A 20,729-nucleotide genomic window follows, 5' to 3' on the forward strand; every position below is an offset into this window, starting at 1 on the left:
TGGGCGCATCGCCGCGCTTGTCCAATCTCTCGTTGCGGCTTTTGCGGCCGCGCTCGCGCTCATTTTATTGGCGAACGGCATGGCCCAGGCCCAGACCCCGCCGCGAACGTTCAAGCTGGTCGTGCTCGGCGACAGCCTCAGCGCCGGTTACAACCTGCCCGCCAATGCAGCCTTTCCCGCCGTGCTGGAGCAAGCCTTGCGCCAGAAGGGCATCGCGATCGAGATCGCCAATGCCGGCGTTTCCGGCGATACCGTGCAGGGCGGACTCGACCGGCTCGACTGGTCGGTGCCTGACGGGACGGACGGCGTCATCCTCGAGCTCGGCGCCAATGACGCGTTGCGCGGCTTCGATCCGGCCGCGACCGAAAAGGCGCTGGAGGAGATCATCACCCGGCTGAGGGCGCGCAAGATCCCGGTGCTGCTCGCCGGCATGTATGCGCCGCGCAATCTCGGCTCCGACTATGCCACGCGCTATGACGGCATGTTCAAGGCGCTCGCCGACAAATACGGCCTCGTCTTCTATCCTTTCTTCCTCGACGGCATCGCAGGTGACCGCAAGCTGAACCAGCCGGATCTGCTGCATCCGACCGCGGAGGGCGTGCGCGTCATCGTCGAGCGCATCCTGCCGACGGTCGAGCGCTTCCTGGAGACGCTGCGCACCCAACCCTGATAGGCGTCATCGCGACGTCGCCGCCTTCCGGCTCGAATTTCGCTTTCACCTCGTGGCGCCGGGGCGCGCCTTTCTCTGGAGTTGCATTGTCATGAACTACCGCCGTCTCGGGCGCACCGATCTCAAGGTTTCGGCAATTTGCCTGGGAACCATGACCTGGGGTCAACAGAACACCGAAGCCGAAGGCCATGCGCAAATGGATTACGCGCTCGACCAGGGCGTGAATTTCTTCGACACGGCCGAGCTCTACTCGATCCCGCCCAGGCCGGAGACACAGGGCGCGACCGAGACGATCATCGGCAACTGGTTCAAGGCGCGCGGCAATCGCGACAAGGTGATCCTCGCCAGCAAGGTCGTCGGCCGTGGCAGCAATACCTGGTTCCGCGACGATGGCGGTCCGACCCGCGTTACCCGCAAGCAGATTGTCGAAGCGGTCGACAAGAGCCTGAAGCGGCTGCAGACCGACTATATCGACCTCTACCAGCTGCATTTCCCGGAGCGGCCGATGCCCTGGGGCTCGAACCCGACCCGTTTCAACAAGGCCGCTTTCGAGCCACCGGCGGACGAGACTCCGATCGCCGAGCAGCTCGACGCCTTCGGCGAGATCATGAAGGCCGGCAAGATCCGCCATCTCGGCCTCTCCAACGAGAGCGCCTGGGGCACGATGACCTTCGTGCGCGATTCGGACACGCGCGGCACGCCGCGCGTCGTCTCGATCCAGAACGCCTACAACCTGCTGAACCGCACCTTCGAGACGGCGCTCGCCGAGATCGCGATGCGCGAGCAGGTCGGGCTGCTGGCCTATTCGCCGCTGGCGCAGGGCTATCTGACCGGCAAATATCTCGACGGCGCCCGCCCGGCCGGTGCCCGCACGACGCTGTTCGACCGCGGCCAGCGCTATGAGACCGTTGGTGCCGAAGAGGCGGTCAGGCGCTACGTCGGGCTCGCCAAGGAGACTGGGCTCGATCCGGCGCAAATGGCGCTCGCCTTCGTGACCGCGCGCCCGTTCGTGACCTCGAACATCATCGGCGCGACCTCAATGGAACAATTGCGGATCGCCATCGGTTCGGCCCAGGTCACCATTTCGGCCGAACTCGAGACCAAGATCGACGCCATCCATCAGCAGGTGGGCAACCCCTGTCCCTGAGACCACTTGATACTTGTGCTGGCGTGGCCGTCTGACGCGGCTGTCTGCGCTTCCGGTGCTCACGGACCGATGTCCGATCCGCTCCGGCTCCAGATCATCGGACCGGATGGCCGGCCCACGCCAGCGAAGTCTCAAGCGATCCCCAACCGTGCCTTTGGTCAGGCGCAGCCATCGGGGTCCGGATCCGGTTTTCCGGGCCTCGAAATTTTCGTCTCGCCAGAGTCACAAAAACTTGGCACTGATTCGGAATGCCGAGGCTGTTCACAGCTCTGGAAATTCCCGCCGAGGTCGCCTCGGCGCTGACGCTGCACCGGGGCGGGCTCATCGGTGCGCGCTGGATCGAGCCGGCCGATTATCACATCACCTTGCGCTTCCTGGGTGATGTCGACCGGCGCATGGCCCATGATGTCGACAGCTTCCTGAGCGATCTGCAGGCGGAGCCCTTCGAGGTGACGCTCGATGCGCTCGGCAGTTTCGGCGGCGACAGGCCGCGCGCCGTCTTCGCCCGGGCCCAGCCCTCTGCGCGCTTGAGCGAACTGCAGGGCGATCTCGAACGGCTGATGCGCCGGCTCGGCCTGCCGCCCGAGGCGCGCAAATTCGTGCCGCATGTCACCCTGGCGCGGCTGCGCGACACCTCGCCGGTCGATGTCGCGCATTATCTCGCGATGCATCCGATCGTCCGGCCGATCAGCTTCACGGCGCGGCGATTCGCGCTGATGTCCTCGCGCGATTCGATCGGCGGTGGGCCTTATGTCCTCGAAGCGGCCTACCCGCTCGGACCGTCCTACCCGAATCGCCTCTATCGCAATGATTTCCAGCGGAGATGATGATCATGCCCAAGCGACTGAGTGCCGAGGCTCGCGACGAGGCGCTGGTGACGCTGACGGGCTGGAAGCTCGCCGAAGGGCGTGAGGCATTGACGAAACGCTTCGTCTTCCGCGATTTCAACGAGGCCTTCGGCTGGATGACCCGGGTCGCGCTGGTGGCCGAGAAAATGGACCATCATCCCGAATGGTCGAATGTCTACCGCACCGTGGAAGTCACGCTGGCGACGCATGATGCCGGCGGTCTGACCGAGCTCGACGTCAAGCTCGCACGGGCGATGGACGCGATCTAGCGCATTCCGCGTTTCTTCGAACCGCGACCATGCTCTAGGTTTTTGTTTTATCGCATTTTCTTCTCGCGGACCGGTGCCCACTCCGCTCGAAAATGCTCTAGCTCCTCGTTTTCGCATCGGCATTGCCCGGAAACCGCGATCCACGTTTTCGGGCCGATGCGCTGGCGCTATCGCAGCCCGTTCTGAGCGTTTTCGCCCTTGTTCCAGGCTGCGACGCGGCGCGCGATGCCGGGCGGCAGGCGCTTGGCTGCGCTCTTCAGCGCCGGGCGCCAGTGCTGAATGCCGAGGCCGCAGACCAGCCTGCCCTTCAGGGAGAGCGGCAGCAGCAGGTCGGTGACGCCGACCTGGCCGTCGGCATGTTCGAGCTTGTAGGCGTCGGCCGGTGCCAGCAGGTCGAAGATCGTATTGTCGCGCGCCCTCGCGCTGGCGAAGCTATGATGCACCAGCATTTTCCCGACGCCGCCGCGCTCATGGTCGGGATGGGTCGCGATGACATGGCCGAAGCTGCGGCCCTTGCAGTCGAGCGAAAGGTCGATGCCGATCGGCACGCCGTTGCAATGGATCGACGAGATGCGCAGCGAGGTGCCGCCGGCGGCATCGCCGGCGAAATCCCTGAAGAAGGCGCTGAAGCGCGGGTCATCGACCGTCGGGGCGATGATGCCGTGGCGCGTCAGCGAGGCCTGTTTCATCGCCACCGCGGCGCTGGCGAGAAGGGCGGCCTCGGGGCCGGGCGCCGGCGTGTGGAAGCTGATCGCACCGCGTTCCTCCAGCCGGCGCAGACGACGGCGATGGTTCGAGCGCTCGCGCGACGGATAGGCCAGGCTCGGGCCCTTTTCGCCGACACGCCAGGCGAGATCGGCGAAGGGCGCCTCGAGCTGCTCGCTGCGTTGCGCATCGTCGAGCAGGCCGGAGCGCGCGAGCACCGAATCGGCGCGCAGCTTGCGTGCCTCGAACAGGTCGGCATGGAGCATGCGGACGGCGCGCCAGCCGCTCTGCAGCAGGGTATCGCCATCTTCCTCCTCGACCAGCACGTCGCCGAACTGCGCCACCGGGATGCCCATGAAGCGCAAGGTGTCGAGGCTGCAGCGGCGCTGGCGAATCAGCGGCCAGACCATGACGAGCCGGCCGTGGCGGCGCAGCGTGACGATGCTGAGCGCGCTGTGCCGGTCGAGATAATGCTCTGCCCAGTGCCGCAGGAAGACATGGCTCTGGAAGACCTGCTGCGGCAGGGCAGCGCGCTCGAAGAGCGCATCCCATTCCTGGCGCAGCGCAAGGAAGCCCTCGAGATCCCGGATGAGACCGATCGTGATCGCGCCGTCGATAGCGAACGGAACCCGCGTCTTCGGCATGTCAGGCTCCCGCCCGCAGATGCGAAAGCAGCCGTCTTGTGCCGGCGAGGGGGAAGCGCGCGAGGTAGGGCAGCAGCAGGAGCGGGTGGCGCGCGGCGAAGGGCGCGTCGTGCTCGACCATATGGCGGATCGCCAGCACCGGCAGCGGCGCGCGCAGCGGCCGGAACTCGGGGTTCCACAGGCCGGGCGCCTCCGAATCGAGATGCATCAGGCCGATCATGCGGTTGCGCCGCAGCGAGTAGAATTTGTGCCGGTTCTGGACACGCTGGAGCATCGCGACACCGGCAGGGCTCGCGCAAGCCGGGAAGCCGACGATGACGGTGCGGAAATGCTGCATCGTCGCCTTGGCGGGGATCGCGTCCAGCTCGGCGAAGCTGCGGCGAATCAGCGCAAAGGCCGCGTCCTCGTCTTCCGGGCCGGCCTGCGAGATCGCAAGGCGGGCGGTGTCGAGCTTGGCCGCCTGGCGGGTGAAGGGGCAGACGGCGCCGGTGCGGCCGAGATCGGCATGGGTGCTCATCAGATAGCTCTCGACCCAACCGAGCAGGGTGGAGAGGGCGCCGCCACTCAGATCGGTGCTGCGCGCACGCGCCTCGGCCAGCGTCATCAGCTCCGGTTCGGTGGTCGCAGGCTCGGCCATGGATGCACGCTCTGGTTGATCAAGCGTGAGGGGTAGCAGGATGTCGTTAGGGAAGAATTGATGGCGGTTGGCGCGCTCAAGGCTCGCCGTTAGGATTCTGGAAAGAATGAGCCCAGCCGCAGCTCCTCAGGGCCTGATGCATATGCGGCGGCGGTGGCGCCTCGACATGAACAGGCTCGCGCTTGCGATAGAGCGGCACCGTGACGGCACGGGCATGAAGCTGGAGGCCTGGCCCGCCATCCCGTGGGGTGGTGCCGTAGATTTCGTCGCCCAGCATCGGCCAGCCCGAGGCTGCGCAATGTACGCGCAATTGATGGGTGCGGCCGGTCAGCGGCTCGAGCTCGAGCCAGGAGAGGCCAGCGTCGCGGCCGCACACGCGGTAACGCGTCTTGGAGGGCAGACCGGCGGGATCGACCTTCATCCACCAGCCGCGCTCGGGCGAGCGCTTGCCGAGCGGGAGGTCGATCAGGCCTTCGTCGTCGCTGGGGCCGCCTTCGACGATCGCCCAATAGGACTTGCCGATCTTGCCGTCGCGGAACAATTGATTCAGTTCGGCCATGGCGCGCGGATGGCGGCCGAGCACGAGGCAGCCGGAGGTATCCTTGTCGAGCCGGTGCGCCGCTTCCGGCCGGCGCGGCAGGCCGAAGCGCAGCGTGTCGAGATGGTCGGTGAGGACGGGGATGACGCGGCCGCGCGCCTGCGGGCCGCGATGGACCGGCAGGCCGGCGGGCTTGTCGACGACCAGCATCATTGCGTCGCGGTAAAGCAGCGGAACAGGCGGCGCTTCGCGCGAATTTGCTGGTTGATCGGCAGCGGTCATGGCATTGCGCTAGAGCATGTTCCGCAGAAGTGGAACCTACTTTTGCGATAGGACCATGCTCAAGATATTGATCTTGCGCGAATTCTGATCGTTCGACCGGTATCGGCCGAATGGAAGGCGCGCAAAGGCGAGACGGCGAGGCGACCGCCAAGGTGGCGCGCCGGCCAACAGGACGAGCGATGAGCGAGAACGAACCGAAGAAGCGCGGCTTCTTTTCGAGGCTCTTCGGGCTGGAGCAGGAAGAGCCGAAGCCGGCCCCCGAGAGTGAGGCCGAGACTCCGGTCACCGCGCCTGATCTGGCTTCGGAAGCTGCGCCCGAGCCGGAACCCGAGGCGCCGCTCGCACCCGAGGTCCTGATGGGCGAGGCCGCGCCGCTGCCTTTCGCGCCGCCTGAGCCCGAGCCTGAGCCGGAACCGCCTGCGCCAGCCCCTCTTCAGGTGGCCCAGCCAAAGCGGAGCTGGTGGCGGCGGCTGACCGAGGGCCTGTCGCGCACCTCCTCGGCGCTGGCGACCGGCATCTCCGACCTGTTCACCAAGCGCAAGCTGGATGCGGATACGCTCGAGGATCTGGAGGACATCCTGATCCAGGCCGATCTCGGCATCGCCACCTCCGCTCGCATCGCCAAGGCGGTCGGCGAGGGGCGCTACGACAAGCAGATCGAGCCGGAGGAGGTGAAGACCATCCTCGCCCGCGAGGTCGAGAGCATCCTGACGCCGGTGGCCATCCCGCTCGCGATCGACGCCACGAAAAAGCCGTTCGTGATCCTGATGGTCGGCGTCAATGGCTCAGGCAAGACCACGACGATCGGCAAGCTCGCGGCGAAATTCCGCGCCGAGGGCAAGAGCGTGATGCTGGCGGCGGGCGACACCTTTCGCGCGGCGGCGATCGAGCAGCTCAAGGTCTGGGGCCAGCGCACCGGCGCCGAGGTCGTCTCGGGCCAGCAGGGCGCGGATGCGGCCGGTCTCGCCTTCGAGGCGCTGCAGAAGGCCAAGGCTGACGGCACCGACATCCTGCTGATCGACACCGCCGGCCGGCTGCAGAACAAGACCGGGCTGATGGACGAGCTCGCCAAGGTGGTCAGGGTCATCCGCAAGCTCGATCCCGAAGCACCGCATGTCGCGCTGCTCGTGCTCGATGCGACTGTCGGCCAGAACGCGATCTCGCAGGTCGAGGCCTTCCAGGAGACGGCGGGCGTGACCGGTCTTGTCATGACCAAGCTCGACGGCACGGCCCGCGGCGGTATCCTCGTCGCGCTGGCGGCGAAGTTCGGCCTGCCCGTGCATTTCATCGGCGTTGGCGAGAGCGTCGATGATCTCGAACCATTTTCGGCCCGCGATTTCGCGCGTGCCGTCGCAGGGCTTGGAGAAGCGGCATGAGCGAAGGCGTGACGGTTCCGGCGCCGGGGAAGGGCGTCAATCCGCTGGTAAAGCTCGCGCTCGAATTCGGGCCGCTGGCGATCTTCTTCTTCGCCAATTCCTATGGCGACCGCCTGTTCGGCGTGGCCGAGGACCGGCGCATCTTCGTCGCGACCGGCATCTTCATCGGCGCCTCGCTGGTGGCGCTGGCGCTGTCGCGCGCCTTGCTCGGCTATCTGCCGCGCATGGCGATCGTCAACGCCATCGTCGTCACCGTTTTCGGCGGGCTGACCTTGGCGCTGGACGACGCCTTCTTCATCAAGGTGAAGCCGACCATCGTGAATGCGCTGTTCGGCTGCGTGCTGCTTGGAGGCTTGTTCTTCGGCCGCTCGCTATTGGCGCTGGTGCTGGAGACGGTGCTGCAACTCGACGAGGAAGGCTGGCGCAAGCTGACCTTCCGCTGGGGCCTGTTCTTCTTCGTACTGGCGGCGCTGAACGAGATCGTCTGGCGCACGCAGAGCCAGGATTTCTGGGTCGCCTTCAAGGTCTGGGGCGTGATGCCGCTGACCATGGCCTTCGCGCTGGCGCAGACACCCCTGATCCTGAAGCACGAACTCAAGCCGGCCAAGGCGGGGGAATAGCCCGCCCTTGCCATTTGGCATCAATTTTATTATTTGTTGCCAAATGGAGATCGATCGATGAGCGCCCTACTGCGGGTCGACACGGCCCAGCGCGATTTCACCGCCGCTCCGATCTCGGATGAAGAGGCGAGCGCGATGTTCCGCGCGGCGCTCAACCTCTTCCGGCTCTGGGACATCACAGACGAGGAGGCGGCGACGCTGCTCGACATGCCCTTGCGCAGCTATCGGCGCTGGAAGGCGGGCGAGATCGGCCGGATCAACCGCGACGGCAAGGCGCGGCTTTCCAACCTGATGGGCATCCACAAGGCGCTGCGCCTGATCTTTCGCGAGCCTCAGCGCGGCTATGCCTGGATCAAGGCGCCGAACCAGGCTTTCGCCGGCAAGCCGGCACTTGCGGTCATGCTCGGCGGCGAGCTCACCGACCTGATGCGCGTGCGGCGCTATCTCGACGCGGAGCGGGGCTCCTGGTGAGCAATGGCGCGGCGTTTCCGGTTGCCGAGATCGGATGGCGCGGCGCGGTCAGGATCATCCGCAGCCTGTTCCCGCCAATCGACCTGTTCGAGGATATCGCCGATCCCGCCGACTGGCCGCTGATCCTCGCCGCCGAGCAGAAGACCAATCCGCGGCTGATGGAGACGATCGGCAATCTCGATCTCGTTCCACCGGAACGACGCGTGTCCGGCTATGGCGCGAGCTATCTGATGGCGCCTTTCACCCATGCCAGCCCCGACCGGCCGAGCCGCTTCAGCGGTGGCGGCTATGGCGTGCTCTACGCCGGCAACGCCTTCGAGGTCGCCCTGTTCGAGACGGTGCATCACCATGCCCGCTTCATGGCTGCGACCAGGGAGCCGCCGGGCTGGACCTCGCAATTCCGCGAGATCGTGCTCGATGTGAGCGCACGGTTGCATGACCTGCGCGCGGAGGACGTGACGGCTTCGCCGCTGCTCGATCAGCAGGACTACTCGGCGAGCCAGGCGCTGGGCTCCGGCTTGCGAACGGCAGGCTCAGATGGCGTCGTCTATCCGAGTGTGCGCTATGCCGGCGGCGAATGCGTCGGACTGTTCTACCCCGATTGCGCGTCGGGACCCGTTCAGGGCCGGCACCTGGACTATCACTGGAACGGGAGCCGGGTGGATTTCTATCGCGACCTGGGCAGTGGCGAGGTCTATCGGATCGTCTGACGGAGCTGGACCGGAGGATGACTTCGTAAGCGGACGGATCAACTTGAGGTTGTGCGGCTGGGCGACGCCGCCCCCAAAATATGGTGTAAGACTTATTAATATATCTCGCCGATATTGCACCGCGATAGTCGCAGCCGAACTTTGTGACGGACGCGTCTAGACTTTCGTTCGAAACATAATTCAAAGCGATTGGGAGCATATTCAGTGACGCTCGCTTTCCTCAATTCAAAGTCTTCGACTGCGGTGGATGAAGCTGTCGCGATAAGACGCTCCCGTGCAGTCATCGAATTCGATCTCTCCGGAAAGATCCTTGAAGCCAACGATGTCTTCCTGAAGGTCGTCGGTTACTCGCTCGACGAGGTCCGCAATCATCATCATTCCATGTTCGTTGATCCAGCGGAGCGCTCATCGGCCGAGTACCAGACGTTCTGGGCGAGGTTGAGCAAGGGCGAATATATCGAGGCCGAGTTCCTGCGCATCGGCAAGGGCGGCAAGCAGATCTGGCTGCAGGCCGTGTACACCCCGATCCTCGACCGTTCCGGCAGGCCCAAGAAGGTCGTCAAGTTCGCGACCGACATCACCGCCGCCAAGGAAGCCGCCGCCAATCTGGAGGGCCAGATCGCGGCGATCGGCAAATCCCAGGCCGTGATCGAATTCGACCTGTCGGGCAAGATCCTCGATGCCAACCGCAATTTCCTGGCGGTGCTGGGCTATGATCGCGCCGAGATCATCGGCAAGCATCACAGCATGTTCGTGAGCGCCGAGGAGCGGCAGGGCGAGGGCTATCGCCGCTTCTGGGAGAAGCTCGGGCGCGGTGAATATGACGACGGCCGCTATTTGCGCCTTGGCAAGGGTGGCAAGCCCATCTGGATCCAGGCGAGCTACAACCCGATCCTCGACGCGTTGGGCAAGCCCTACAAGATCGTCAAATACGCCACCGACATCACCGCCAGCAAACTTGCCGAGGACTCGCTGCGCCAGGCCGTCTCCGAGACCCGCAAGGTGGTCCAGGCGGCCATGAACAAGGATCTGACCGGCCGCATCCCGCTGGAAGGCAAGTCGGGCGATGTCGCGGCCCTGTGCTCCGGGGTCAACGAGCTGATCGGATCGATCGCGACGGTCGTCGCCACGGTCGCGGAGATCGCTGCCCGGATCAGCCGTGATTCGACGCAGATCAACAGCGAGAGCCGAAGCCTGGCGCAGCGCACGGTGGAGCAGGCCGGCAGCCTGCAGGAGACGGCGGCGACGACGGAAGAGCTCTCGGCCTCGGTGAAGCAGAGTGCGCGGCGCGCGATCGAGGCGACCGAGCTCGGCGGGAATGCCCAGGGCGTCGCCGAGAAGGGCGGTGCGATCGTCGGCGATGCGGTGCAGGCCATGGGACGGATCGAGAAGGCTTCGAGCGATATCACCGAGATCGTCACGGTGATCGACGGGATCGCCTTCCAGACCAATCTGCTGGCGCTGAACGCGGCGGTGGAGGCGGCCCGTGCCGGCGATGCCGGCAAGGGCTTCGCCGTCGTCGCCTCGGAAGTCCGCGCGCTCGCCCAGCGCTCTAGCGGGGCGGCGAATGATATCAAGAGCCTGATCTCTAACTCGACCGAGCAGGTGACGAGCGGCGTGAAGCTCGTCAAGGATGCCGGGCTCGCCCTGTCGCAGATCGTCGAGGCGTCGAACAATGTCGCGCTCGCCCTCGCCGACATATCGGGCGCATCGCGCGAGCAGGCCAACGGCATCGAGGAGGTCGCGAACGTGGTCGCGCATATGGACGAGCTGACCCAGCGCAATTCGTCCATGGCCGAGCAGAGCGCTGGCATCGCCGCCGCGCTGCAGGAATCGACCGACGCGTTGAACGACCTGGTTGGAGCCTACAGGCTGGGCGCCGGGGCGCAGGGCGTGCGCTCGTCGGCCGGTCACGGCTGGCGTCGCGCCGCCGCCTGATCAGGCCAGCCCGCCGCCGTCGATGCCGATGACCTGGCCCGAGATGTAAGAAGCCTGCGGGCCAGCCAGGAACAGCACCAGCTCCGCCACCTCCTGCACCGTGCCGAAGCGCCTGGCCGGGTAGGCGGCGGCGAGCTGCTCGGTCGTCACCTTCCATTGCTCGCGCACGCGCTGGATCATCGCGGTCTCGATCGGGCCGGGTGCGATCGCGTTGACGCGGACGTCGAGGCCGTATTCCTGCGCGGCGCTGCGGGTCATGTGGATCACGGCCGCCTTTGCAGCGCCATAGCCGATGATGTTCGGGAAGGCGTGGCGGCCGCCGATCGAGGCGGTGTTGATGATCGCGCCCTTGCTCCGCACCAGATGCGGCAACTCGTGCTTCATGCCGAGGAAGACGCCGCGCAGGTTGGTCGAGATCAGGTCGTCGAAGCCTGCGGTCTCGGTCTCCGTGATCGGCGCCGGCGGCTTGTCGATCCCGGCATTGTTGAAGGCGATGTCGAGCCGGCCGTAGCGCGCGATGGTGGCGTCGACGAAAGCCTTCACCTCAGCCTCCTCGCGGACATCGGCCCGCATGTAGAAGGCCTCGCCGCCTGTCTTGCGGATGCCGGCCTCGACCTCCCGGCCGAGCGCCTCGCGCCGGCCACAGAAGGCGACTCGGGCGCCATTGGCGGCGAAGAGCTCGGCGGTGGCGCGGCCGATGCCGGAGGTCGCGCCGGTGACCAGCACGACCTTGCCGGCGAAGGGGCCGGAGGCACTCGCCTGGGCGCGGGCGCTGGCGATCGCACCGAGGCTCAGCCCGGCGGCCATCGCGGTGCGGATGAAGGTACGGCGGCTGTCGTCGCTGCTGGTCATGGTCTTCGCTCCCGTTCCCGGGCTCGGCGAGCCCGATGAGGCGAAGCTAGGGCGGCGAGACTTCGGCGATAATCCGGCGTATTCTGTATGTATCTGTTAGCAGGATTTAAAGATGCGCCGGAACGATCTCGACGGGCTGATCGCGCTGCTGAAAGTGGCGGAGAAGCGCTCGTTCAGCGCGGCCGCAGCCGATCTCGGCGTCACGCCCTCGGCGATCAGCCAGAGCGTGCGGGCGTTGGAGGAGCGCGCCGGCGTCGCATTATTGGCGCGGACGACGCGCGATGTCGCGCCGACCGAGGCGGGACGGCGCTTCCTGGAGCGGGCGCGGCCGGCGGTCGAGGATATTTTTGACGCGTTTCGCGAGGCGGGGAGCCTGGGCGACCGGCCGAGCGGGCTGCTACGGCTGAACGTGCCGCGCGTCGCGATGCCGAGCATGATCGAGCCGATCCTCGCCGATTTCTGCCGGACCTATCCGGAGGTTCAGGTCGAAATCTTCATCGACGACCGGCTCGCCAATATCGTCGAGGGCGGTTTCGACGCCGGGATCAGGATCGGTGAGCTGATCGAGGCTGACATGGTCGCGGTGCCGCTCACGGCTCCGTTCAAGCTCGCGATCGTCGGGTCTCCCGATTATTTCGCCCGTTATGGCCGGCCGCAGCGACCCGAGGATCTGCGCGATCATCGTTGCATCAACTTCCGGCAGAGCTCGCAGGCGCTCTACCATTGGGAGTTCGAGGAGGGCGGGCGCGACTATGCGCTCGCGGTCGACGGCCAGATCACCGTCAACGAGGGCGGCGTGATGATCTCGGCCGCAGTGATGGGTCTGGGCCTCGCCTATGTGCTGGCGCCGGTCGTCGAACCGCTCCGCGAGCAGGGCCTGCTCGAGAGCGTGCTCGAGCCCTATCTGCCGGAGACGCCGGGATTCTACCTCTACTTCCCCTCGCGCCATCAGGTGATGCCCAAGCTCCGGGCCTTCATCGATTTCGCGAAGGAAAGGTTGAAATGAGCGGCTTCAGGTTCTTCCCGTCATTGCGAGCGAAGCGAAGCAATCCAGGAGTCGCAGTGCCCTACGTCTCCCGGGATTGCTTCGTCGGCTGCGTCTCCTCGCAATGACCGAGTGTGCGGACGCTATTTCGGCGCCAGCCGGATCGCGCCGTCGAGGCGGATCGCGGTGCCGTTGAGCATGTCGTTCTCGATGATGCTCTTCACCAGCGCCGCGTATTCGGCCGGCTTGCCGAGGCGGGAGGGGTGAGGGATCGAGGCTTCGAGCGCCGTGCGATAATCGTCCGGCACGGAGGCGAACATCGGAGTCTCGAACAGGCCGGGCATGATCGTCATGACGCGGATGCCGAGCTGGGCGAGGTCGCGTGCGATCGGCAAGGTCATGCCGACGACGCCGCCTTTCGAGGCGGAATAGGCGGCCTGGCCGATCTGGCCGTCCTCGGCGGCGACCGAGGCGGTACAGATGAAGACGCCCCGGCCGCCATCAGGCGTGACCGGCGGTTCGGCCGCGAGCGCGAGCGCCGAGCGTGCGATCATGCGGAATGTGCCGGCGAGGTTGATCGCCAGCGTCTTCTCGAAGGTTGCGAGGTCGTGGGCAATCAGCTCGCCCGTGTCGCGCTTCTTGGAGACGACGCGGCGGCCCGGCGCGATGCCGGCGCAATTGACCAGGATGCGCTCGATGCCATGGGCCTTGCGTGCTTCCAGTAGGGCGGCGTCGACGGACGCATCGTTCGAGACGTCGCAGGAGACGAAGAGCCCGCCTATCTCCTTCGCGACGCGCCCGCCGGCCTCGGCGTTCAGATCGAACAGCGCGACCTTCACGCCGTGCGAGGCGAGCATGCGGGCAGTGCCTTCGCCAAGGCCGGAGGCGCCGCCGGTTACGACGGCAGCAACGGAGGAATCGAGCTTCATCGCGGGTTCCCGTTCAACATGATCTCGCGGCCAGCCATAATCCACCGCCTGGGAGGCTCCAAGCGGGATTCTGCGGTGAGCCCTTGTGCAGGGTTGCACCCGGGGCCACATTTTCGGCGCGGATCTCGAGCCATCTGTTCGGCTTGGGACCGTAAGGGAGACTGGACGAGACATGAGCGAGGGGTTCGCTTCGCGCTTCACCCGCGAGGAGATGGACGCGATCCGCAAGAGCCTGCGCGACGAAGAGCGCTTCGGCTCGGATTTCATGAGCCTGCTGAAGCGAGTGGCGAAGCGCGTCCCCTTCGCCGAGGATGGCGTCGCAGCCTTTCTCTGCGCCCGTGATCCGGCGACGCCGCGGCGGGTGAGATATACGCTGCTGGCCGCGCTCGGCTATTTCGTGCTGCCGCTCGATGCGATTCCCGATTTTCTGCCGATGATGGGATTCACCGATGATGCGGCGGTGATCGCGGCCGCGATCGCCGCTGTCGCGGGGTCGATCACGGTGGAGCATCGCGAGCGCGCGAAAAAAATCCTCGCCGACCTCTAAGGGCTTGGCTCAGGGCGTCAGGACGATCTTGCCCTGCGCCCTGCGATTGCCGATCAGTGCGAAAGCCTCGGCCGCCTGCTCCAGTGGGAAGGCACCATGGACATGGGCACTGATGCGCCCGGCTGCGGCCCATTCGAGCAGGCGCTCCATGTTGCGGCGATGGGCGGCGGGCTCGCGGTTGACAAACTCGCCCCAGAATACGCCGCGCAGGTCGCAGCCCCTGAGCAGCAGCAGGTTGAGCGGGATCTTCGGGATCGCGCCGCCGGCGAAGCCGACGACGAGATAGCGGCCTTCCCAGGCCATGGCGCGCACAGCAGGCTCGGCGAGATCGCCGCCGACCGTGTCGTAGAGCACATCGACGCCATGGCCCTCGGTCAGGCGGCGCAGCCCGTCCTTCAGATCCTCGGCGTGGTAGTTGAGCTCCTCCTGCGCGCCGTGCTGGCGAGCGAGCGCGAGCTTGCCGGCCGAGGAGGCGCAGGCGATGACATGGGCGCCGAGCAGCGAGCCGATCTCGACCGCTGCCAGCCCTGCCCCGCCCGAGGCACCGAGAATGGCGAGCCGCTCGCCGGCCTTCAGCTCGGCGCGCTGCATCAGCCCGTGCATCGCCGTGCCATAGGTCACGAACAGGCCGGCCGCCTGGCGGTCATCGAGGGTATCGGGCACGCGGATCAGCCGGTTGGCGGGGACCGCGACCTTCTCGCGCGCCGCGCCATGGCCGAGCCACGCGGCGACACGCTCGCCCACGCGCCAGCCGAAGACGTCCTTGCCGATGGCGCTGATGATGCCGGCGCATTCGCCGGCGGGCGAGAAGGGCAATGCCGGCTTGGTCTGGTAGCGGTTATGGATGATCAGCGTGTCGAAGAAGTTGAGCGCCGCGGCCTTGACCGTGACGATGACCTCGCCAGCGCCGGGCTGTGGCTCGGGCAAGTCCCGGATTACCAGGTCTTCCGCTGGTCCATGTGCCTCGCAGAGCAGTGCTTTCATGCCCGGTCACCCTGCTTCGGCAGCCCATGTCGGAAACCAATTCTGGCATGGCCAAAGCGGTAACGGAACCGGCGATCCGGCACCGGAGCGCATTCGCATTTTTGCCAGGATCATGACATTGTATGGTTCAGGCATTCTTGAGTTTCGGAGCAAAAGCCTCCGGAATAGAGATGCTGTTAAGCTTTTTCGCTGATTGATGGCGGTCGATGATTCTGAGCTCTCCTAGAACCGGCGTCACCGCCGTCCGGCACATGAAACTAGCCCTCGCATGCGCCGTGCTGGCGTTGCCGCTGAGCATCACGCCCGCGCTGGCGCAGGCTTCGCGCACGCCTGCCGGCCAGGGCCAGGCCTTGCTGCTGGAGACGGCCGGCAAATGGCAGGCCTTCTCGTCGCAGCAGGGCCGGTCGAAGATCTGCTACGCGCTCTCCAAGGCGGAAACGCGCGTGCCGGCCAATCTCAAGGATGTCGACGGGCTGCTCTTCGTCTCCAGCCGCCCAGCCGAGGGCGTGCGCAACGAGATCAGCTTCGTGATGAATTTCGACCTCAAAGAAGATGTCGAGCATCAGGCGATCATCGGCAACGAGCGTTTTGCGCTGGTCGCCAAAGGCCAGAACATGTGGCTGAAGAACCCGGCCGAGGAAGGCCGCATGCTCGACGCCCTGCGGCGCGGCTCGGGACTCGAGATCAAGGGCACCTCCAAGCGCGGCAACGCGACGAGCGACAAATACTCGCTCGCGGGCCTGAACCAGACGGTCAAGCGCGCCGAAGACGCCTGCAAGTAAGGCGTCCGCTGCCCGAAAGTCCGTGATCGCGTCATGGTCGGGCTAATCCCGACCATTCACGTCTTCCCTTTCCGAGGGCGGGTTCACAGACGTGGATGCTCGGCACAAGGCCGAGCATGAGGGCAGTGCGATCCGCTGAATTCCGTGCAAACCAGCCCTGATTTCACGACGCGGCGTTCTTATGTTATGAGCCGCGCTTTCCCGGGCGCGCTTGGCCCGATGTGAACAGAGTTCCGATGACCGTTTCCGCTCCTGTCCTTGCCGCTCCGGCGGCCGAACCCGTTTTGCGGCGCCCCTCGCTGGTCGGCCGCACGCGCGTGGGCCTCGCCGAGGCGCTGGCCGAGATCGGCGTTCCCGAGAAGGAGACGCGCATGCGCGTCGGCCAGCTCTGGAACTGGATCTACCATTACGGCGTCCGCGACTTTTCGGCGATGACGACGATCGGCAAGGGCTTGCGCGCCCAGCTCGCCGAGCATTTCACGCTCGATCTGCCGGAGGTCACCGCCGAGCAGGTCTCCTCGGATGGCACGCGCAAATGGCTGATCCGGATGGCGCCGACCGGCCCGCGTGACCGCGGTGCCGAGATCGAGTGCGTCTATATCCCCGAGGTCGACCGCGGCACGCTCTGCGTCTCCAGCCAGGTCGGCTGCACGCTGACCTGCACCTTCTGCCATACCGGCACGCAGCGCCTCGTGCGCAACCTGACCACCGAGGAGATCGTGGCGCAGTTGATGGTGGCGCGCGATCGGCTCGGCGACTTTCCCGGCCGTACCCCGCCGGAGGGCGCCTTCGTGCCGAGCGATGGCGGCCGCTTCGTCTCGAACATCGTCTTCATGGGCATGGGCGAGCCGCTCTATAATTTCGACGGCGTGCGCGACGCGATCGCCGTGATCTCCGACGACCAGGGCCTGTCGCTCGGGCGCCGGCGCATCACCGTCTCGACCTCGGGCGTCGTCCCGCAGATCGGCCCGCTCGGCGACGAGATGGGCACGATGCTGGCGATCTCGCTGCATGCCGTGCGCGACGAGCTGCGCAACGAGCTGGTGCCGCTCAACAAGAAATACCCGATCAAGGACCTGCTCGAGGCCTGCCGGACTTATCCGGGGCTCTCGAACGCGAAGCGCATCACCTTCGAGTACGTCATGCTCAAGGGTGTCAATGACAGCGATGCCGAGGCGCGCGAGCTGGTCAGGCTGCTCAAAGGCATCCCGGCCAAGATCAACCTGATCCCGTTCAACCCCTGGCCCGGCACGCGCTATGAATGCTCGGACTGGGAGCGGATCGAGCGCTTCTCCGAGATCGTGTTCCGGGCCGGCTATGCCTCGCCGGTGCGCACGCCGCGCGGTCGCGACATCCTCGCCGCCTGCGGCCAGCTCAAGAGCGAGACCGAGAAGCTCTCGGCCCGCGCCAGGCTGATGCTGGAGCAGGGCGAGGTCGAGCAGTCCACTGCGCTTGCCGGTTGAGCGATGCTGCGCTGGCTGCTGCTCATTCCCTTCGCTCTGTTGGTCGCGATCGGGACGGGGATGCTCGCCCTGCTCATCGCCAGCGTGGTCTCCCCCGATATTGGGCTGCTGATCGGCGGCGGATTTGAGAGACTGCTCTGGGCTCTGTTCGACCAGGCCGAAGACGGCTTCGATCCTGGCCCGACGGCGGAAGCTGCCCTGACCCTGCTTGGCAGGCTCGGCTTCGCGATCATGGTCGCGCCCGTGGCGATCGTCGCCGTGGCAAGCGAGCTCTTCCGCTTGCGCAGCGGCCTGGTCCAGAGCGGATTGACGGGCTTGTTGGCAGCGCTCTTGCCGCTCGCGATGCTGCGTCTGGCGCGCACTCCGAACCCGGCCGAGCTGCAGGTCATCTCGGCCCTGTTCCTGGTCGGCGCCGCGACTGGCTTCGTCTACTGGCTCATCGCCGGGCGCGATGCCGGGGCCAAGCGTGCGGACGAGTTGGACTAAAGCAGTTTCGGGCGAAGCGGATACCGGTTCGTGTGGAGAAAATGCGCCGGATCAAAAGGACAGGGCATGTCCGCGATTCACAGAAGCGCGGGCATGCCCTGCATTTTCGAGCGAAGCGGATTTAGGTTCGCGTGAAGAAAATGCTCTAGCCGCGCCTCAGAGCCCGAGTGCCTTGCGCAGCTCGGCCTTGGCGACCGCGTACTCCGCCTGGAATTCCGGCTGGGCCATGATGTTCGCGGCGATCACCGTGCCGGCGATGCGGCCGGCCTCGATATCGGCGCGGAAATGGATGCCGCCGATGACGCGGTTCTCACCATAGGCCCAGGCGCGGGCCATGATCTCCGGACGCTTTTCCGGAACCATGTTGGAGAGCACGATGCCCATCAGGGTGCCGACCGTGGTGTGGCCGGACGGATAGGCGCCGGAATTCGAGATCTTCACGGCCGGCTTGACCAGTTGGCTGTACTGATGCGGGCGCGGACGCTTCCAGACGTCCTTGGCCGGGTCGACGACGGCGCCTTCGGTGGCGACGACACGGTCGAAGAAGCTGGAGAAGGCCGGCAGCGCCTCCTGCTTGAAGGCCGGACCCATCACATTGGCAAAGCGCCAGACATTCTCCTCGACATCGGCCTGGGCCTGGGCCTCCATGTCCGGGGTGCGCGTGACCTGAAGCGTCAGCACCTCGGCGAGCTCCGCCCTGGTCTGCGCCGAATCATTCGCCGGGGGCGGCTTCAACAGCGTGAGCAGGTCGACGGTCTTGGCGGTCGCGAACGGTTTGGCCTCGTCGGCATGGACCGGCGAGCAAGCGAGAGCGACCGCAGTGAAGGCGGCGATGAGGATGGTGCGCATAGGGTAGTCTCCAGGGTGGAGACGGAAGTTGGCGCCCCGGACATGACAGTTTGACGATGGCTCAGTCGCCGATCGCCACGCCCTCCCTGCGGCCATCTGCCCCGCCGAGATAGCCCTCGGGCGTCTTCACGATCGCCTGGATGCCGGAGGTCAAGTCTACCACCCTGACCTGATGGCCCTTTGCCTCCATCGCGGCCTTCCAGCCCTCAGCCTCGGTTCCCGCCTCGATTTCGGTCGGGCCGTTGCGGCTGCCGAAATTCGGGAAGTCGACGGCGCGCTGCGGGTCCAGCTTCCAGTCGAGCAGCGCGACCAGGGTCTTGGCGACATAGGGGATGATCTGGCTGCCGCCCGGCGAGCCGACAACCGCGTAGAGCCGGCCGAACGCATCGAAGACCAGCGTCGGTGCCATCGAGGAGCGCGGGCGCTTGCCGGGCTCGACGCGGTTGGCGATCGGCTTGCCGTCCTCTTCGGGCAGGAAGCTGAAATCGGTCAGCTCGTTGTTGAGCAGGAAGCCGCTCTTTGTCATCAGGCGCGAGCCGAACCCGTCCTCGATCGTGGTGGTCATCGCGACGGCATCGCCATTCGCATCCACCACCGAGATATGGCTGGTGCCATGTTCGATGCCGTCGGAGGGGGCGAGCAGCATGGCACGCTTGTTCGGCGGGTCGCCCGGCTTGGCCGTGCCCATCGATTTGTCCGGGCTGACGAGCAGAGCGCGCGAGCGGATATAGTCGGTATCGATCAACCCGCTGATCGGAACGCTGAGGAAGGCGGGATCGGCGAGGTAGAGCCCACGATCGGCGAAGGCGAGCCGGCCGGCCTCGCTGAACCAATGCGCCCCCTCGGCGCCCGGACCCATCCGGGCCATGTCCCTGGTCTCCAGCACGCCGAGCATCTGCTGAATGGCGATCGCGCCCGAGCTCGGCGGGCCCATGCCGCAAATGCGCCAGACGCGATACTGGCCGCAAACGGGCTCGCGCTCCTCGACCTCATAGGCCTTGAGATCGGCCAGGGTCATATCGCCCGGATTGGTCTTGTGACCGGTCACCGTCGCGACGATGTCCTCGGCGATCGGGCCCGCATAGAACGCGTCGGCGCCGACCGCGGCGATGGTGCGCAAGGTCGCGGCGAAGGCCGGGTTCCTCAGCACGGTGCCGACCGGCTTCGCCTGGCCGTCCGGCTCGTAGAAATAAGCCGCGGCGAGCGGGTCCTTGCCCAGATTCTTTTCCAGGTTCAGCAGGCCGTTGAGGCGGGGCGAGATGGTGAAGCCGTCCTCCGCCAGCTTGATCGCCGGGGCGAGCAGCTCGGGCCAGGGCAGCTTGCCCCAGCGCTGATGCGCGGCCTCGAGCAGTTTCAAGGTGCCGGGCACGCCGACCGAGCGGCCGCCGACCACCGCATCGACGAATTTCATCGGCTTGCCGTCGGGGCCGAGGAAGCGGTTCGGCCGTGCCGCCTGAGGGGCGGTTTCGCGACCGTCGAGCGTGCTGACGCTCTTTCGCGCCTCGTCCCAATGGACCAGGAAGGCGCCCCCGCCAATGCCGGAGCTTTGCGGCTCGACCAGGTTGAGCACCAACTGGATCGCGATCGCCGCGTCGACGGCGCTGCCGCCCTTGCGCAGGATGTCGCGGCCCGCCGCTGCCGCCAGCGGGTTGGCTGCCGCTGCCATGTAGCGCTGCGCCGTGCCGAGCGTCTTGGCGATGCGTCCCGTCGCGGCTTCCGGGGCCGGGGCGAGCGGAGCCTGCGTCTGCGCAGCGGCCGGCAATGCCGCGAGCATCAGGGCGGCAAGGAGAGGAAGCGCCTTGCGCCCCCTTCCGTTCAGGATGACTGGGAACGACATGGCCATGGCCCGACCTCGCTGCGGCTGCCCCGCTCAAGATTAGAGCATGACGGCGGCGGGTAGAACCACCATCACGATCGCGAGGCGCGCCAGCTTGCACCCGCTGTTGTCTTTGACCTGTCGAGGCGCGCGGCTAAGCTCCGAATCGATCGATCATTGC

Annotated in this window: 23 protein-coding genes; 14 read left to right on the forward strand and 9 right to left on the reverse strand. The window is 66.2% G+C overall.

Features of this window, described 5'->3' with window-relative positions; translation table 11 throughout:
- The first annotated feature begins 79 nt into the window (after positions 1–79).
- From EV560_RS34940 to EV560_RS34955, 4 genes are all read left to right on the forward strand, one after another.
- Positions 80–670, forward strand: coding sequence for an arylesterase (locus tag EV560_RS34940; RefSeq protein WP_248312358.1), 591 nt, complete (start codon positions 80–82; stop codon positions 668–670).
- A gap of 91 nt (positions 671–761) precedes the next feature.
- The gene (locus tag EV560_RS34945; RefSeq protein ID WP_131860495.1) at positions 762–1,817 is read left to right on the forward strand and encodes an aldo/keto reductase; all 1,056 of its coding nucleotides are present in this window, start codon (positions 762–764) and stop codon (positions 1,815–1,817) included.
- A gap of 248 nt (positions 1,818–2,065) precedes the next feature.
- Positions 2,066–2,644 carry an RNA 2',3'-cyclic phosphodiesterase gene (thpR, locus tag EV560_RS34950; protein ID WP_131860496.1) on the forward strand — a complete coding sequence of 193 codons (579 nt, stop codon included), beginning with the start codon at positions 2,066–2,068 and terminating at the stop codon, positions 2,642–2,644.
- 5 nt (positions 2,645–2,649) lie between these two features.
- The gene (locus tag EV560_RS34955; protein ID WP_131860497.1) at positions 2,650–2,934 is read left to right on the forward strand and encodes a 4a-hydroxytetrahydrobiopterin dehydratase; all 285 of its coding nucleotides are present in this window, start codon (positions 2,650–2,652) and stop codon (positions 2,932–2,934) included.
- A gap of 167 nt (positions 2,935–3,101) precedes the next feature.
- Here the strand turns inward: EV560_RS34955 and EV560_RS34960 are convergent, their stop codons facing one another.
- From EV560_RS34960 to EV560_RS34970, 3 genes are all read right to left on the reverse strand, one after another.
- Positions 3,102–4,283, reverse strand: coding sequence for a GNAT family N-acetyltransferase (locus tag EV560_RS34960; protein WP_131860498.1), 1,182 nt, complete (start codon positions 4,281–4,283; stop codon positions 3,102–3,104).
- 1 nt (position 4,284) lies between these two features.
- A complete protein-coding gene (locus EV560_RS34965) occupies positions 4,285–4,920 on the reverse strand; it encodes a DUF6875 domain-containing protein (RefSeq protein WP_131860499.1) in 636 nt (211 codons plus the stop codon).
- Between the two features lie 76 nt (positions 4,921–4,996).
- On the reverse strand, positions 4,997–5,668 hold the full coding sequence (locus tag EV560_RS34970) for an RluA family pseudouridine synthase (protein WP_348982297.1): 672 nt from the start codon (positions 5,666–5,668) through the stop codon (positions 4,997–4,999).
- 251 nt (positions 5,669–5,919) lie between these two features.
- On the opposite strand from EV560_RS34970, the gene ftsY reads away from it, so the two are divergent.
- From ftsY to EV560_RS34990, 4 genes are read left to right on the forward strand one after another with little or no spacing between them, the layout of a single operon-like run.
- On the forward strand, positions 5,920–7,116 hold the full coding sequence (gene ftsY / locus EV560_RS34975; RefSeq protein ID WP_131860501.1) for a signal recognition particle-docking protein FtsY: 1,197 nt from the start codon (positions 5,920–5,922) through the stop codon (positions 7,114–7,116).
- Positions 7,113–7,736: a septation protein A gene (locus tag EV560_RS34980; protein WP_131860502.1), complete on the forward strand. Its 624-nt coding sequence runs from the start codon at positions 7,113–7,115 to the stop codon at positions 7,734–7,736. The genes ftsY and EV560_RS34980 overlap by 4 nt, the downstream gene beginning before the upstream one ends.
- 57 nt (positions 7,737–7,793) lie before the next feature.
- Complete coding sequence (locus EV560_RS34985) at positions 7,794–8,207, forward strand: MbcA/ParS/Xre antitoxin family protein (RefSeq protein ID WP_131860503.1); 414 nt, start codon at positions 7,794–7,796, stop codon at positions 8,205–8,207.
- Entirely contained in the window at positions 8,204–8,917 is a 714-nt protein-coding gene (locus EV560_RS34990) for an RES family NAD+ phosphorylase (protein ID WP_131860504.1), read from the forward strand. The genes EV560_RS34985 and EV560_RS34990 overlap by 4 nt, the downstream gene beginning before the upstream one ends.
- Before the next feature lie 225 nt (positions 8,918–9,142).
- Here EV560_RS34990 and EV560_RS36600 read toward each other — a convergent pair whose 3' ends face one another.
- Complete coding sequence (locus EV560_RS36600; protein WP_248312365.1) at positions 9,143–9,295, reverse strand: hypothetical protein; 153 nt, start codon at positions 9,293–9,295, stop codon at positions 9,143–9,145.
- Between EV560_RS36600 and EV560_RS34995 the strand changes: the two genes are divergently transcribed.
- A complete protein-coding gene (locus tag EV560_RS34995; protein ID WP_248312364.1) occupies positions 9,248–10,855 on the forward strand; it encodes a methyl-accepting chemotaxis protein in 1,608 nt (535 codons plus the stop codon). The genes EV560_RS36600 and EV560_RS34995 overlap by 48 nt on opposite strands.
- Here the strand turns inward: EV560_RS34995 and EV560_RS35000 are convergent, their stop codons facing one another.
- Positions 10,856–11,707, reverse strand: a complete 852-nt coding sequence (locus tag EV560_RS35000) for an SDR family NAD(P)-dependent oxidoreductase (RefSeq protein WP_207908192.1) — start codon at positions 11,705–11,707, stop codon at positions 10,856–10,858.
- Between the two features lie 112 nt (positions 11,708–11,819).
- Here EV560_RS35000 and EV560_RS35005 point away from each other — a divergent pair, with 112 nt between their 5' ends.
- A complete protein-coding gene (locus tag EV560_RS35005) occupies positions 11,820–12,713 on the forward strand; it encodes a LysR family transcriptional regulator (RefSeq protein WP_131860506.1) in 894 nt (297 codons plus the stop codon).
- Positions 12,714–12,835: 122 nt separating this feature from the next.
- Here EV560_RS35005 and EV560_RS35010 read toward each other — a convergent pair whose 3' ends face one another.
- Positions 12,836–13,621, reverse strand: coding sequence for an SDR family NAD(P)-dependent oxidoreductase (locus tag EV560_RS35010; RefSeq protein ID WP_131860507.1), 786 nt, complete (start codon positions 13,619–13,621; stop codon positions 12,836–12,838).
- 172 nt (positions 13,622–13,793) lie between these two features.
- On the opposite strand from EV560_RS35010, the gene EV560_RS35015 reads away from it, so the two are divergent.
- Entirely contained in the window at positions 13,794–14,168 is a 375-nt protein-coding gene (locus tag EV560_RS35015; RefSeq protein WP_131860508.1) for a YkvA family protein, read from the forward strand.
- A gap of 9 nt (positions 14,169–14,177) precedes the next feature.
- On the opposite strand, the gene EV560_RS35020 is transcribed toward EV560_RS35015, so the two are convergent.
- A complete protein-coding gene (locus tag EV560_RS35020) occupies positions 14,178–15,152 on the reverse strand; it encodes an NADPH:quinone oxidoreductase family protein (protein ID WP_131860509.1) in 975 nt (324 codons plus the stop codon).
- A gap of 251 nt (positions 15,153–15,403) precedes the next feature.
- On the opposite strand from EV560_RS35020, the gene EV560_RS35025 reads away from it, so the two are divergent.
- From EV560_RS35025 to EV560_RS35035, 3 genes are all read left to right on the forward strand, one after another.
- The gene (locus tag EV560_RS35025) at positions 15,404–15,934 is read left to right on the forward strand and encodes a hypothetical protein (RefSeq protein WP_131860510.1); all 531 of its coding nucleotides are present in this window, start codon (positions 15,404–15,406) and stop codon (positions 15,932–15,934) included.
- A gap of 236 nt (positions 15,935–16,170) precedes the next feature.
- Positions 16,171–17,397 (forward strand): dual-specificity RNA methyltransferase RlmN, encoded by a 1,227-nt coding sequence (rlmN, locus tag EV560_RS35030; protein WP_131860511.1) that lies wholly within the window; start codon positions 16,171–16,173, stop codon positions 17,395–17,397.
- 3 nt (positions 17,398–17,400) lie between these two features.
- On the forward strand, positions 17,401–17,883 hold the full coding sequence (locus EV560_RS35035; RefSeq protein ID WP_131860512.1) for a hypothetical protein: 483 nt from the start codon (positions 17,401–17,403) through the stop codon (positions 17,881–17,883).
- Between the two features lie 156 nt (positions 17,884–18,039).
- Here the strand turns inward: EV560_RS35035 and EV560_RS35040 are convergent, their stop codons facing one another.
- On the reverse strand, positions 18,040–18,732 hold the full coding sequence (locus tag EV560_RS35040; protein WP_131860513.1) for an acid phosphatase: 693 nt from the start codon (positions 18,730–18,732) through the stop codon (positions 18,040–18,042).
- Positions 18,733–18,793: 61 nt separating this feature from the next.
- On the reverse strand, positions 18,794–20,575 hold the full coding sequence (ggt, locus tag EV560_RS35045) for a gamma-glutamyltransferase (RefSeq protein ID WP_248312359.1): 1,782 nt from the start codon (positions 20,573–20,575) through the stop codon (positions 18,794–18,796).
- Positions 20,576–20,729: the final 154 nt, after the last annotated feature.

This window comes from Allobosea sp. BK604 (genome assembly GCF_004341515.1).
Classification (GTDB): Bacteria; Pseudomonadota; Alphaproteobacteria; order Rhizobiales; family Beijerinckiaceae; genus Allobosea.

Excerpts from the sequence above, each read along its gene's own strand:
- EV560_RS34940 (WP_248312358.1), top strand. The coding sequence starts at position 80 with ATGGCCCAGGCCCAGACCCCGCCGCGAACGTTCAAGCTGGTCGTGCTC.
- EV560_RS34945 (WP_131860495.1), top strand. The coding sequence starts at position 762 with ATGAACTACCGCCGTCTCGGGCGCACCGATCTCAAGGTTTCGGCAATT.
- thpR (WP_131860496.1), top strand. The coding sequence starts at position 2,066 with ATGCCGAGGCTGTTCACAGCTCTGGAAATTCCCGCCGAGGTCGCCTCG.
- EV560_RS34955 (WP_131860497.1), top strand. The coding sequence starts at position 2,650 with ATGCCCAAGCGACTGAGTGCCGAGGCTCGCGACGAGGCGCTGGTGACG.
- EV560_RS34960 (WP_131860498.1), bottom strand. The coding sequence starts at position 4,283 with ATGCCGAAGACGCGGGTTCCGTTCGCTATCGACGGCGCGATCACGATC.
- EV560_RS34965 (WP_131860499.1), bottom strand. The coding sequence starts at position 4,920 with ATGGCCGAGCCTGCGACCACCGAACCGGAGCTGATGACGCTGGCCGAG.
- EV560_RS34970 (WP_348982297.1), bottom strand. The coding sequence starts at position 5,668 with ATGCTGGTCGTCGACAAGCCCGCCGGCCTGCCGGTCCATCGCGGCCCG.
- ftsY (WP_131860501.1), top strand. The coding sequence starts at position 5,920 with ATGAGCGAGAACGAACCGAAGAAGCGCGGCTTCTTTTCGAGGCTCTTC.
- EV560_RS34980 (WP_131860502.1), top strand. The coding sequence starts at position 7,113 with ATGAGCGAAGGCGTGACGGTTCCGGCGCCGGGGAAGGGCGTCAATCCG.
- EV560_RS34985 (WP_131860503.1), top strand. The coding sequence starts at position 7,794 with ATGAGCGCCCTACTGCGGGTCGACACGGCCCAGCGCGATTTCACCGCC.
- EV560_RS36600 (WP_248312365.1), bottom strand. The coding sequence starts at position 9,295 with ATGATGATGATTGCGGACCTCGTCGAGCGAGTAACCGACGACCTTCAG.
- EV560_RS35000 (WP_207908192.1), bottom strand. The coding sequence starts at position 11,707 with ATGACCAGCAGCGACGACAGCCGCCGTACCTTCATCCGCACCGCGATG.
- EV560_RS35005 (WP_131860506.1), top strand. The coding sequence starts at position 11,820 with ATGCGCCGGAACGATCTCGACGGGCTGATCGCGCTGCTGAAAGTGGCG.
- EV560_RS35010 (WP_131860507.1), bottom strand. The coding sequence starts at position 13,621 with ATGAAGCTCGATTCCTCCGTTGCTGCCGTCGTAACCGGCGGCGCCTCC.
- EV560_RS35015 (WP_131860508.1), top strand. The coding sequence starts at position 13,794 with ATGAGCGAGGGGTTCGCTTCGCGCTTCACCCGCGAGGAGATGGACGCG.
- EV560_RS35020 (WP_131860509.1), bottom strand. The coding sequence starts at position 15,152 with ATGAAAGCACTGCTCTGCGAGGCACATGGACCAGCGGAAGACCTGGTA.
- EV560_RS35025 (WP_131860510.1), top strand. The coding sequence starts at position 15,404 with ATGAAACTAGCCCTCGCATGCGCCGTGCTGGCGTTGCCGCTGAGCATC.
- rlmN (WP_131860511.1), top strand. The coding sequence starts at position 16,171 with ATGACCGTTTCCGCTCCTGTCCTTGCCGCTCCGGCGGCCGAACCCGTT.
- EV560_RS35035 (WP_131860512.1), top strand. The coding sequence starts at position 17,401 with ATGCTGCGCTGGCTGCTGCTCATTCCCTTCGCTCTGTTGGTCGCGATC.
- EV560_RS35040 (WP_131860513.1), bottom strand. The coding sequence starts at position 18,732 with ATGCGCACCATCCTCATCGCCGCCTTCACTGCGGTCGCTCTCGCTTGC.
- ggt (WP_248312359.1), bottom strand. The coding sequence starts at position 20,575 with ATGGCCATGTCGTTCCCAGTCATCCTGAACGGAAGGGGGCGCAAGGCG.